Origin of the sequence: Paraburkholderia sp. (genome assembly GCF_049581445.1) — a bacterium.
GTDB lineage: Bacteria > Pseudomonadota > Gammaproteobacteria > Burkholderiales > Burkholderiaceae > Paraburkholderia.
In genome coordinates, this window is record NZ_JBAURZ010000227.1 from 18560 (window position 1) to 30914 (window position 12355).

Consider the following 12355-nt stretch of genomic DNA (forward strand, 5'->3'; position numbering starts at 1 on the left):
CCCGAAGAAGCTCACCTTTACGTGTAAGTCTTCCCGCGTTTCACCCGGCCCCTCCGATTGACCGCTGATGAGGAAAGGACCGATATGTCTCTCCGCGTCAATCGTGATTGGTCATCGGTTTTGGGCGACGTTGACTTGCACTGAATCACTGTTGCGCATCGAAATGACCGGCGCACTTATTCCGCGAGCTGTGGAAAGAAAATCAGCGCCTGACCGTTGAGTCGTGGCATATGAACCACCGAATCCAGGAAGCGTCCGTCGCCGAAATCAAATGCCACAACGCTATCGCGTGCGACACAATACAGATGTCCGTCGGGACCAAACCGCAAGCCTCGAGGTTGGTGAAAACCGACTCCGGACGGCGGCGTAAATACACGTACCAGCTTTCCAGTTACGCGATCATATTCGCGAATGCTCGCCGAGGCGTCGGGCGCGCGAAACGGAAACTCGCTGGAAACAACGATGTTTCCATTGGGCGCAATAGTCAGATCGAGCGGGCTCACCGAGTCGTCGGTGATGAATCGGGGCGTCAGCGACGCGCCGTGTGCGTCGAACACCGCAATATTGTTTTCGCCGTCGCCACCTGGACCGATGCCTGAGGCCAAGTAAATCGCGCCGTCTTCGGCCGACGCGAAACCTCGCGGAAACGGAACGACGCCTGCAGGTAGCACATGCTGCGGCGCGCCCGAAAGATCGGCCGCGAACGCAGCAATGGTTCGCGCGCTACGCAACCCAACGAGGTGGCGGCCGTCGGGCGCGAGATTGCCACCGCCCGCGTTGAGACCCTGAATCTCTCCGGTGTCGCGGACGATCTCTCCCGCAGCATTGAGTGCGAGTATGCGATCGCTGCCACTATTCACGTGCAAAAGCTTTCGATCCGCGCTTGTGGCGAGGCCGCGGGGGTCGGTGATGCGAGGATCCGCACTGAAAGTACCACGGGGTGTTCCGTCGAGGTCAAACGAAAGAACAGAACCGTATCCATTGCCGTTGGCGCCAGACGCGCTGGTGACAAGGATTTGCATATAGGAGTCCTTCGAAGAAAATTTTATGTTTGATTAGACGCAGTTTATCTTCGCGAGCTAGAGGGCACTACGAGCACTGGAACCTTGCCGTTTGCATTGAGCGCCAGGAATGCGTCGGCTTTCTGTTCACCCTGACGGACGTTGACGGCCTTTAACTCGTAGGCAATCCCCATCTCTTCAAGGGCAATTGGAACCTTGACGCTGTTCGGCGTCGAAAATGCGTAAACTTCGATCATTGCGGTTTCCTTCGGGTGTGAGCGCGGTGGTTGAACCGCAATCTGTTGAACCTGACGCGGACAACGTTTCATAACGCACAGAGGGATCTTCGTTGAAGCGAGCTGGCGACGGTAGGCAGCTTGGCCGCATAACAGTCATTCCCTCAGGGCATGCAGGGTTGACCGCGCCTCGATCGATGACGGGAACACGATCCAGCGATACACTTCGCAACAAAGGTGGCGATGCCGTTGCGCGGCGCGCTTGTTGGGACTATTCACTAACTCGCGGGGCGGTCGAGGTTGGCCGTGTGGCCCCCACCAGGTTCCAGGAGGAGCGACCGTGGACCGACTGACAGCGATGGAAACGTTTGTATGCGTGATTGAATCCGGTTCCTTTTCGGCTGCCGCACGGCTGCTGGACGTAGGGCAGCCGGCCGTTTCCAAGTCAATTGCGCAACTCGAAGAACGGCTTGCGATTCGACTACTGCTCCGATCAACGCGCGGACTGATGCCCACCGAGGCGGGCCAGGCGTTTTACGAACGTGCCAAGCGGGCGATCGAAGAGGTCGAAGAAGCCGAGTTGGCGGCAAGGGGATCGGCAGGCGCACTCTCGGGTCGTCTTAGAGTTTCCGCGGCGGTGACCTTTGCCCGGCTTTACATCGTTCCACGGCTCCCAGCGTTTCTTGATCAACATCCGGAACTGAACATCGATATCGTGCTCGACGATGAAAACATTGATCTACTGGAGCGCGGTATCGACGTAGCGTTGCGGATGGGAGTGCTTGGCGATTCGAGCATGACGGCGCGCAAGGTCGGCCACTGTCGGCGCTGGGTCGTCGGTACGCCCTCCTGGTTCGCGAGGACCGGCGAGCCGCGCACACCTGCCGACCTGCTGTCACATCAGGCGATCGTGTACGAACACGGTGGTGGCGGAAGCGCCTGGTCGTTCAGGCAGGGCGATGCGGAGACTTCGGTTGCCGTCACTGGCCGAATTCGTGTGAACGCTGCGGAAGGCGTGCGCGCCGCGGTGCTCGCCGACATGGGTGTCGCGATTGCGTCCGAATGGATGTTCGCGCCGGAAATCGCGAATGGGGCGGTGAAGCAGGTACTCACCGACTGGGAGTTACCCGGCGTCGACCTGTGGGCCGTGTTTCCGAGCGGGCGCATGGTTAGCGCGAAGGCGCGCGCATTCGTCGCATGGGTGGAGCAGATAATCGGAGCACTTGAAAAGGCGTCCTGATTGATTGATCGATCGCCCTAACAATACCGCGTCGCGCGCCGTCATGCTGTCGCTACCGACTTTGAATCGTCAGCAGCGACGCAGACGCGACTTAGGAAGCTGAAGCGACTTTGCAGCGGAGAACCGGCAACATATCTTGCGGCTCAGGACGACGCGTGTAGTCCGGATTCACTTCCGAGTACAAGATGGTTCCGTTCTGACCGATCACGTAGCGCGCCGGCATCGGCAGCGTCCAACTGTCGTCACCATTAAACGCCGGGAGGTCGTTTTTGAGGTTCTTGTACAGATCGACGAGATAATCGGGAAGAGCAAAGCGGATGCCGAACGCTGCCGCGACATCGTTGTGCGGGTCGCTCAGAATCGGGAAATTCAGATTGTTAGTGCGAACCGACTTGCGGCTGTTCACGGCGTTCTGCGGCGAGATTGCAACCAGATTGGCGCCTTCGGCTTTGAACGAGGGCAGGGCTTCCTCGAGAGCCATCAGCTCCAGGTTGCAATACGGACACCATACGCCACGATAGAAGCTGATGACGAGTGGGCCCTGCTTCAGGAGTTCGACTGACGACACGGGTTTGCCATCCGGGTCGTTGAGCGTGAACTCCGGCGCCACATCTCCAGCCTTGAGTGCGCTTTGGGCCTGGCCGGACGCTACGAGTTGGGCCGTAGCGCGTTCCATGACCGGATGGATTTCCGGCGGTGCGAAGAACGGGGCTTTTCCGCCTTTGAAGTCGGCTTTGAATGCGTCGAGCCTGGCTTGAAGTGACATGACAATCTCCTTCTTTTGAGCAGGTTGTTTGGGATCAGTTGAATCAGGCGGCAAGCGCGCCAGGCTTGCTCCACTCGTTTCCAGCCATGAAGCTGTCGAGCTGAGTGTGCACAATGTGATTCGTGTAGTTGCTGAGAACCTTCGTTGCGACGCCCAGTACAACTTCCAGTACGTTCTGACGCGTGTAGCCCGCTGCCAGAAACGCATCAACATCCGCGTCGGAGGCGAAGCCGCGCTCGCGCACAACCACCGTCGTAAAGCGATGCAGGGCTTCGAGCTTTGCGTCGGGAATCGGCGTACCGTTACGCAGCGCCGAGATGACGGTATCGTCCATCTTGATCATCTTTGCGAGCGTCGTGTGACCGGCCATACAGTAGTGGCAATTGTTTTCGAAGTTCGAGGTCAGGTAGACAACTTGCTGCTCATGTGGCGTCAGCGTGCTCTTTGAAAACAGGTCCCACAACGCCGAGTAGCCTGCGAGCAGTTCAGGCGATTCAGCCATATTGGCCTGCAGATTCGGAACAAAGCCGAACCCGCCCTTCACGGCTTCCAGAGTAGCCTTCGATGCGGCCGGGGCGTTTTCGATGGTGTATGCGGTAAACTTCGTCACTGTAATCTCCTTGCTGGTGTGGTGTAACGCGTATTGCGTTGAACAGATAGTCCGCCAATGCAAATCAGCGGAGAAGACACCTTGCCCTCATAACAGTCATTCCGGCCGGGCATAAGAGGTGACACAACTGCGGCACGCTAGATTCGTGTGCGTGTGCGTGTGCGTGTGCGAGCGCGAGCGCACCAGCATTGGGCTGGGGCTTTAACCCTGCGAATCTGATCAGACCGCTACATCCGCAGACAGGGATTGGTAGTCTGTATAGCCACGTGCGTCGCCACCGTAAAACGTCGAGCGATCATAGCGATTGAGGGGCGCACCGGTACGCAGCCGTTCGGGCAGGTCAGGATTGGAAATGAACATCCGCCCAAACGCGACAAGGTCCGCGTGGCCATCGTTGATAACCTGTTCGGCGTTCTCGCGCGTGAACCCGCCGGCGGCGATGATGGTGCCTTTGTAGATCCGGCGAATGTCCTTCGCTGAAACGTCTGACTCGCTCGCCTCTTTCTCCACGATGCCGCGGATGCGAGGCTCAATCACATGCACGTAGGCAAGATCGTACTCATTCAGTCGTTCGGCCACGTAACCGAACGTCGCATGCGGGTCGCTGTCAGACATCGTGCCGTATGTACCACTCGGTGAAAGGCGGACGGCCACGCGGCCCGGACCCCACACGGAAGTGACCGCATCGAGCGTATCGAAAAGGAAGCGAGAGCGATTCTCAATGGAACCACCGTACACATCGTTGCGGTGGTTTGTGCCATCGAGCAGAAATTGTTCAAATAGATAACCGTTGGCAGCATGGAGCTCAACGCCGTCAAATCCAGCTTGCTTCGCAAGCACGGCACCGCGACGGAATTGCTCGACAATCCCCGGAATCTCCTCCGTTTCAAGCGCGCGGGGAACAATCAGTTCCGCCTCGGCAATTTCACCGTTCTCGTCGCGAATGGCAGCATGCTCAAGCGAACGCAACGCCGACGGTGCGACTGGAGTGATGTCGCCCGTATTCGCCGGATGCGCCTGACGTCCCGCATGCCACATCTGGAGGAATATACGCGCGCCCTTGGCATGAGTGGCTTCGACAACTCGTTTCCAGCCCTTAACCTGTTCCTCGGTGTAAATTCCGGGCGCCTCAACGTACGCGATGCCGAGCTGGGATACGGCCGTAGCGTCGGTAATGAGCAGCCCGCCGTCTGTCGCTCGTTGCGCGTAGTACTCGACCATGAGATCACCCGGAACATTCCCCGGCTCAGTTCGCATTCTCGTGAGCGGCGCGAGAACCACCCGGTGTTGCAGTTGGAAATGTCCGACCTTCGTATGGCTGAAGAGCTTGCTCATGACGTCATCCTTAAAAGAGTGTTGGATATGACGACATATTGGCTACAAGCAGCGTCGGACAGTAGTGGCCACGAGGCAATAGTTATAATTCCCGCAAGGAATAGGGAACTCAGCCTTCGGAGAAAATCGGAGCGCCTCGCGTGGCGAACGAGTTTTCGAAAAGGGGCATTCCGTGGCGATGCAACGATTCACGTCGCCCACGGTCGCCTGAACACTAAAGCTCGCTTTCAACCGGCTGGTGCGCGGGGAACAACGGTACGACATGCGCGCCCAGTTCTTCCAGAATGTCTTCCGCGGGACGACGAGTCGGCTTCAGGTTAAGCACGACATGCGAGACGCCTGCCCGTTGCTGATCCTGCCAAAATTCGATCAGTGCATTCCTTCCGCCCCGGAGTACACGCCCGTACTGGATCGGTGCATCGGGATCGCGTTCCAGATCGAACCAGGTTGCATACCCATAAGGTTTGAAACCATATTCGGCCGTTACATCGATCCACTGCGGGATGATGTCTGTCATTCGACGCGCGTCGATTCCATGCCATATCCAGGCATCGAGATTCGCGCCGAGCCACGGCAGATCCTGACCGGCCCGGCCAATTGCAATCATGGGCAGGCGAGACGCGACCGGCTTGGGAATAAGATCAAGTGCCCCGTCAAGGCGGCCAAAATGCTTTGACTGGTGACGTGGGAAGTGTCCCTCGATGACCGTGTGGATGATGTCGACTGCCTCTCGATAGCGTTCCGCGCGCGTATGAAAAGCAACACCAAACGCTGGATATTCAGCGGGCCGATCCCCTGAGGCCAGACCCAGGAGGAATCGGCCGCCCAGCAGTTGATCCGCACTGGTCGCCTGCTTGGCGACGATCAACGGGTCGCGTAGCGGCGCCACAATCCCTGCGGTTCCAAGCGCAATATTGCGAGTCGTGGCAGCAAGCCAGCCGGCATATACCATCGGGTCGAGGATTTGTCCCACATCCCCGAAGCCAGGATCGTAGAAGGGAACGTCACGCAGCCAGAGAGCGGCTATGCCGATGTCGTCGGCCAGACGCGCCATCGCGGTGTGATTCGCCAAGGTAGGCGAGGGGCCATCGGGATACCTTCAAGTGGTGCGACGAAACCTAATGTGAGCCTACCGGGCGCGAACGTTCGGGAGAAGGCCCGATGATCTGCCAGTTCGGCCGGGTTCGAAGGCTGGGTGGTCATATGTTCCTCTTTAAACCTGGTGCCGCAATGATCTTGTCCGCCGCTTCGGTCCAGCGGAAATGGCACAGCATCGTCTCTGCCGAGACGACCTTCGAGCGCGGATTCACATCGTCCTTGCCCGCGTACCTCGCAAGGACGTAAAAAATAGGCACGGCCGTAGCCGTGCCCGCGACTAAGCAGGGTAGACAGGTTGGAGGAGTACCCCTTTGATCGCTAAACAGTGCCTGGAAGAGCGGTGATCGGGTGTCGACCGGAGTTCTTCTTCGATCATGGGAGGCGTCAGGCTCGGCACAATACTATTCGGGACGTGCTTTCGAATAAAGTGCAGGTCTGCGAAAACACTACTCAGTGGACGCAAACAATCGGTGACGTTTTGCCGAGCGATTTGCAGCGCCCGGCCGAAGCCGTAAGTTCAAACGCCCCACCTTCCGTGTTTTGACCGCGCGGCGTGTGGGCGCGCTACGCACGACGATGTTGTGAAGGCGGGGAGGGCGCGTTATAACGGCGCGTCATCAATGTTCGCCTGGCAATTAAGGGTGCGACATCGTACCCGGCGATTCTCCGATTGAGTTTGCGAGAGCAACGCGGTGGGTGTTGTCAATATCGCGTTTCGTTTTCGTCGCCTAAAACCTTTGCCTCTCTGTTGAACGAACGGCCACCAGTGCTGAAGCTCTCGCTGATGAGAAGGGATGCGCTTACCTGAATCCGACAAAGGTGAGTGTTTTCGGGAGGCGATCCGTCTATAACAGGAAAGGCGATCGCAAACGTATGAACTGTCGCTGTCGGGCAGGTGGGCCGCCCCGAAGGTTAGCGCATTTTCCGAGTTTGATTTCGGGTACGGTGAGCGTTTCCAGGATGGTGAGGACTTCCAGGAAGGTGAGAATATTCAGGATGGTGAGGATTTCCAGGTATGGTGATAGCTTCCTGGGTATGCCAACTAATCTGGCGTCTGCACAGCCCTCATTGGTCCGTTTGCCCTAAAGGTGAGGACATTCGGGAGACAGCACCTGGTAATACATTGGTGCGGTTCTAACGACATATCGCGCTCACCTTTGCAAATCTTAAAGATTCTCCTTCCGTGTGTGATTACACGCTTTGAGGCATACGTGAATGGCATTTCGCTGAATCTGTAATGTCGTTTCACACGCGCCGCACACGCAGGCCGACTGTGTAGCGCCCTCGCAGTCTATAGGTCAAAGGTGAGCTTTTTCGGGAGCGTTGAAAAACCAACATTTCGCGACGACTTCGGCGCGAGCAGCGAGGTGATTGCGCTGATGGACCGGTCGCAGTGTGGGTTTCCAGCGTACACGTCTGCGTGTTCCGCTATTGCGTGCTGTCTACGCCAACGGCCCTAATCTCTGAGCAAACCGGCGCGCCGCTTCCAATCCAAAGCGGGTCGGCAGCAAGGTCGTGTCGCGGTCGTGTTCCACGTCGAAGCCCATCCGCCATGCGGCGATGCGCTTGCCGTAACAGATCAGCGTATCGAGTGACTGCATGACAAATACGATGCCCGGCAGCACTTCCTTGTATAGCTGTTCCGCCTGGGCATCGTCGCCGTCCGAAAAGGCTTTGTAGATTCGTTGTTGCCAATCGAAGCAGTCGGGCGCCACGATCATGCCGGCGCACCCGGCGCGCAGATTGTCGAGCAACTCCAGTCCGCCGCGTCCATTCAGGACAGGCATCAAATGTCCAATCCTTGCGACGGTCTCGGCCAGCAAGATGGACGGCCCCTCGCCTTTAAGGAGGCGAAAATTGGAGCACTGTGCTGCAAGCCGTTCGAGACTCTCGTGAGATAAACCCACGCCGAGATATTCAGGGGCATTCTGGATCCCCACAGGCCCGTCGAACCCCTGCATAACCGCCGCAAAAAAATCGAAATAGAAAGCTTCGGGCCGAGGCGTCTCACCTGCGTGCAACACAGGCGGCTGGAGGATCAACCATGTTGCGCCTTGCTCAATCGCGAAACTGGCGAGGTCACGTTGGGCGTCGATCGTTGCGCCGCTGATTGTGACCGCTATTGGCAAGCTGTCACCGCTGTCCTCGATCGCCCAACGGATCACCTGCTCACGTTCCGTGCGCGAGAGTTTGTTGACCTCCGTGGCGAGGCCCAGCACAGCCGCACCCGGCGCACCGGTCCGAACGATGGTCTCCATTTGCCGGCGCATCGCATCCCGATCCAGGCGATTGCTGCCATCGAAGAAGGCGTACAGGATCGGATAGATCCCGGCAACGCCTACGGGTTGTGTGCTTGACGGCTTCATGGCATCAGATATGTTCGTTTCAGGCGCGACGGCACGCCAGGGGGCTCAGTCGCCGCATTCCAGTTAGCTCAGTGCGAATCGCGCGGCACTTCGGCGCCGCTGGAGCCGACCAGGAAATCCAGATCGGCACCGAGATTCGCTTGCTGAACGCTGTTGACGTACAACTTATACCAGCCGCGCTTAGGCGCTTCCGGTGCTTTCCATTCCGCGCGGCGACGCGCGAGTTCTGCGTCGTCGACGTCGAGATGCAGGCGCCTTCCCGCGACATCGAGCTCGATCATGTCGCCGTCTTTGACCAGTGCGAGGGTTCCGCCCGCTGCGGCCTCCGGTGCGACGTGCAGCACCACCGCGCCGTATGCCGTGCCGCTCATGCGGCCGTCGGAGATGCGCACCATGTCAGTGATACCCTGCTTCAGCACCTTGGTCGGCAACGGCATATTGCCAACCTCCGCAAAGCCGGGGTAGCCCTTCGGACCCGCGCCTTTGAGAACCATGACGCAGTTGGCGTCGATATCGAGGTTCTCGTCGTTGATCCGCGCGTGCAGGTCTTCTACGCTCTCGAACACTACTGCCCGCCCACGATGCTGCAGCAGCGCGGCGGTGGCGGCGGAAGGCTTGATGACGGCGCCGTCGGGCGCAAGATTGCCTTTGAGGACCGCAATGCCTGCCTTGGCTTTGAAGGGTTCGCCCAACGAAAAAATCACCTTGCGATCGAAGCATTCGGCCTGGCTGACGTTGTCCCAGATGGTCTTGCCGTTGACCGTCAACGCGTCGCGGTGCAGCAATTGCCCTTGGCCCAATTCGCGCAGCACGGCGGGCAACCCGCCCGCGTAGTAAAAGTCCTCCATCAGGAACTCACCGGACGGCTGCAGATTGACGAGGCAAGGCACGTCGGATCCTTTCTCCCAGTCTCCGAGTTTCAATTCGACACCGATGCGCCCGGCAATGGCCAGCAGGTGCACCACGGCATTTGTCGACCCACCTATGGCGGCGTTGGCGCGAATCGCGTTTTCGAAGGCCTCACGTGTGAGGATTTTGCTCATGGTGAGGTCCTCGTGGACCATCTCCACGATGCGGCGCCCTGCCATGTGTGCCAGAACCTGGCGGCGCGCATCGACGGCTGGGATGGCGGCGTTGTGGGGCAGTCCCATGCCTAACGCCTCGACCATGCTGGCCATCGTGGAGGCGGTGCCCATGGTCATGCAGTGGCCGCGTGAGCGGTTCATGCAGCTCTCCGCCTCGATGAACTGCTCCATGTCCATGGTGCCGGCCCGTACCTGTTCGGACATTTGCCAGACACCTGTGCCGGACCCAAGCGTCTGGCCGCGATAGCGGCCATTCAGCATCGGGCCGCCGGATACGGCGAGGGCTGGAAGATTGCACGATGCCGCACCCATCAGGAGCGCAGGCGTGGTTTTGTCGCAACCGCAAAGCAGGATTACGCCGTCAATCGGATTGCCGCGGATCGATTCTTCCACATCCATTGACGCCAGGTTGCGAAACAGCATTGCGGTGGGCCGCAGATTCGATTCGCCGAGCGACATGACCGGAAATTCCACCGGAAAGCCGCCAGCCTCGTACACGCCCTTTTTGACGTACTCCGCCAGTTCGCGGAAGTGGGCGTTGCAAGGCGTGAGCTCGGACCACGTGTTGCAGATACCGATTACGGGCCTGCCGTCGAAAAGATGATGCGGCAACCCCTGGTTCTTCATCCAGGAACGGTGAATGAAGCCGTCCTTATCCGCTTTGCCGAACCACGCCTGACTGCGCAGCGGCTTTTTGGTGACAGTGTTCACGGTCGTCTCCTCAGATGAGCGAAAGAGATGGATAAGGGGAGCAGGATGCTACGACCCGGGTTCCATCGGATAAGGGTGTCGCGGCGACGGCACCGGCGATGTAAATCGACTTTACGAGCCGCTTTGAGTTCCGTCAACCCAGTCGACATGATTCGCATCTCTGCCGTTTCTTGTATTTAAATTCGATATGCTAAATATCGAGGAATAGATCCATCTATCGTCGAAAGGTGAATATTTTCGGGAGTACGAAAATATTGAAAGAATGCAAAGCTCCAATCGGAGCAAGCGTGCGAACGTGGTATTCGATTGGACCCTTCAAATCCCATTGCCACCGATAGGTGAGCATTTTCGGGAGCCGCGCGCGAAAAGCTAGCGGTGCGTCAGCCGCGCTGCGCAACCTCACGTATATCAGCAACGGGCGTCTGTCCGAACGCCTCGCTCAAGGTGAAGTCGATCAGCTGGATAGCGCACTGTTCGGGCGAGACAAGTTGTCCATTGCGTTTGAGGTCCTCGAACTTTTCGCGCAGAGGAAACCGCTCTTTGCCGCTGCTGCGAATCTCCGCCTGCATGTTCGTATCCACCACGCCCGGCGCCAGACTGCAGATCCGCAGCGCGCGGTTTGCGTCGAGCGAAACGGCGCGCGCATGGTGGTCGAGCGCCGCTTTGGTTGCGCAATAGATGCTCCAGCCTGCATAAGCATTACGGGCCGCGCCGCTCGAGATATGCACGATGCGGCGATCGCACGCCGAGACGCCGGCCGCTGCCACCGCGCTTGACAGCATCAAAGGAGTGGTTACGTTCAGTGTCACCGCATTGGCGATCGCTGCGGCGTCGTGACCCTCGATGGGACCAATCGGCTGCACCGTCCCGGCATTGTTGAAGAGCAGCACGCTGTCGGCCCCGTCGACAAAGCGGGTCAGGGCATCACTGGCGAGCCACCGCGTGACGATCTGCAAATCAGCAAGGTTGAGTGCCGCTTGCTGGAGCGTTTGCGGAAATCGCTGTGCAAGCGTGTCGTTACGCGAACGGGACAGCCCCAGCACGTCGATGTTGCGCGCGAGCAGTTGCTCAGCCAGCGCCGCGCCAAGACCCTTCGTATGGCCGGTGACGATAGCGCGGGTGATAGGTAAGGTCATGATAGTCGTGGAGGACGGCAGGTAAAGACGCCTATTTTCTCACGACGTACCACTTAGGCTGAACGGAAGCGCTCGCGATACTGCATGGGCGTTACGCCGATTCGTCGCGCGAACACGATGCGCATGCGATCCGCCGTACCGAAGCCGCAATCGTAGGCAATCGTCTTCAATGCGGCGGCGGTGCTCTCAAGCTGTTTGCGCGCGGCATCCACGCGTGCACGCTCGACAAATTCGTGGGGCGTGACCTTGGTCTCCTGCACGAATACGCGTGCAAAGTTGCGCGCGCTCATGCCGGCTACATCAGCGAGTTGTTTCACGGTGAAGCTCCCGCCAATATGTTCCATCACGTACGCCTGCACGCGCGCCACCGGCGAGGCTTCATCCGCCGGCGCGGTCAGATACGGGCTGAACTGGGACTGGCCGCCTTGCCGCTGCGCGAACACCACGAGGCGTTTCGCCACCGCGAGCGCGGTGTGCGGCCCGTGATCTTCTGCAACGAGTGCCAGCGAAAGGTCGATCCCCGCCGTCACGCCCGCTGACGTGACGAGCGTTTCGTCTCGCAGATAAATCCGGTCGTAATCGACACGCGCCCGCGGAAATCGCGTGGCCAGTTGCGCGGCATGCTGCCAGTGAGTCGTGACGTTGCGCTCGTCGAGCAAGCCTGCATGGCCCAGCGCAAACGCGCCGGTGCAGACGGAGCCATAGCGTGGGCAGCGCGCGGCGACCTTGGTGAGCCAGTCGGTGAGGCGGGCGTCGGGTCCGCTTTCGGGC

Annotated in this window: 11 protein-coding genes; 1 reads left to right on the plus strand and 10 read right to left on the minus strand. The window is 59.0% G+C overall.

Going from position 1 to position 12355, the window contains the following annotated elements; all coding sequences use genetic code 11:
- Positions 1-176 precede the first annotated feature (176 nt).
- Together WCA85_RS19690 and WCA85_RS19695 are read right to left on the minus strand one after the other, a co-directional pair.
- Positions 177-1022: a hypothetical protein gene (locus tag WCA85_RS19690; protein WP_424066554.1), complete on the minus strand. Its 846-nt coding sequence runs from the start codon at positions 1020-1022 to the stop codon at positions 177-179.
- A 44-nt stretch (positions 1023-1066) separates the two neighbouring features.
- Positions 1067-1258 (minus strand): glutathione S-transferase N-terminal domain-containing protein, encoded by a 192-nt coding sequence (locus WCA85_RS19695; RefSeq protein WP_424066555.1) that lies wholly within the window; start codon positions 1256-1258, stop codon positions 1067-1069.
- Positions 1259-1577: 319 nt separating this feature from the next.
- Between WCA85_RS19695 and WCA85_RS19700 the strand changes: the two genes are divergently transcribed.
- The gene (locus WCA85_RS19700; RefSeq protein ID WP_424066556.1) at positions 1578-2477 is read left to right on the plus strand and encodes a LysR family transcriptional regulator; all 900 of its coding nucleotides are present in this window, start codon (positions 1578-1580) and stop codon (positions 2475-2477) included.
- A 91-nt stretch (positions 2478-2568) separates the two neighbouring features.
- Here WCA85_RS19700 and WCA85_RS19705 read toward each other — a convergent pair whose 3' ends face one another.
- The 8 genes from WCA85_RS19705 to WCA85_RS19740 form a co-directional block, all read right to left on the minus strand.
- Positions 2569-3243, minus strand: coding sequence for a peroxiredoxin-like family protein (locus tag WCA85_RS19705; RefSeq protein ID WP_424066557.1), 675 nt, complete (start codon positions 3241-3243; stop codon positions 2569-2571).
- A 43-nt stretch (positions 3244-3286) separates the two neighbouring features.
- The gene (locus WCA85_RS19710; protein WP_424066558.1) at positions 3287-3853 is read right to left on the minus strand and encodes a carboxymuconolactone decarboxylase family protein; all 567 of its coding nucleotides are present in this window, start codon (positions 3851-3853) and stop codon (positions 3287-3289) included.
- 219 nt (positions 3854-4072) lie between these two features.
- Positions 4073-5188: an alkene reductase gene (locus WCA85_RS19715; RefSeq protein WP_424066559.1), complete on the minus strand. Its 1116-nt coding sequence runs from the start codon at positions 5186-5188 to the stop codon at positions 4073-4075.
- A gap of 214 nt (positions 5189-5402) precedes the next feature.
- Positions 5403-6242: a TIGR03571 family LLM class oxidoreductase gene (locus tag WCA85_RS19720; protein WP_424066560.1), complete on the minus strand. Its 840-nt coding sequence runs from the start codon at positions 6240-6242 to the stop codon at positions 5403-5405.
- Positions 6243-7728: 1486 nt separating this feature from the next.
- Positions 7729-8652 carry a dihydrodipicolinate synthase family protein gene (locus WCA85_RS19725; RefSeq protein ID WP_424066561.1) on the minus strand — a complete coding sequence of 308 codons (924 nt, stop codon included), beginning with the start codon at positions 8650-8652 and terminating at the stop codon, positions 7729-7731.
- A gap of 68 nt (positions 8653-8720) precedes the next feature.
- Positions 8721-10448: an IlvD/Edd family dehydratase gene (locus tag WCA85_RS19730; protein WP_424066562.1), complete on the minus strand. Its 1728-nt coding sequence runs from the start codon at positions 10446-10448 to the stop codon at positions 8721-8723.
- A gap of 380 nt (positions 10449-10828) precedes the next feature.
- On the minus strand, positions 10829-11584 hold the full coding sequence (locus tag WCA85_RS19735) for an SDR family oxidoreductase (RefSeq protein ID WP_424066563.1): 756 nt from the start codon (positions 11582-11584) through the stop codon (positions 10829-10831).
- Between the two features lie 53 nt (positions 11585-11637).
- Positions 11638-12355, minus strand: a 718-nt coding sequence (locus WCA85_RS19740) for a GlxA family transcriptional regulator (RefSeq protein ID WP_424066564.1), incomplete at its 5' end; no start/stop codon positions are given.

Coding starts and splice junctions, on each gene's coding strand:
- WCA85_RS19720 (WP_424066560.1), bottom strand. CDS start 6,242: ATGGCGCGTCTGGCCGACGACATCGGCATAGCCGCTCTCTGGCTGCGT.
- WCA85_RS19725 (WP_424066561.1), bottom strand. CDS start 8,652: ATGAAGCCGTCAAGCACACAACCCGTAGGCGTTGCCGGGATCTATCCG.
- WCA85_RS19715 (WP_424066559.1), bottom strand. CDS start 5,188: ATGAGCAAGCTCTTCAGCCATACGAAGGTCGGACATTTCCAACTGCAA.
- WCA85_RS19735 (WP_424066563.1), bottom strand. CDS start 11,584: ATGACCTTACCTATCACCCGCGCTATCGTCACCGGCCATACGAAGGGT.
- WCA85_RS19695 (WP_424066555.1), bottom strand. CDS start 1,258: ATGATCGAAGTTTACGCATTTTCGACGCCGAACAGCGTCAAGGTTCCA.
- WCA85_RS19705 (WP_424066557.1), bottom strand. CDS start 3,243: ATGTCACTTCAAGCCAGGCTCGACGCATTCAAAGCCGACTTCAAAGGC.
- WCA85_RS19690 (WP_424066554.1), bottom strand. CDS start 1,022: ATGCAAATCCTTGTCACCAGCGCGTCTGGCGCCAACGGCAATGGATAC.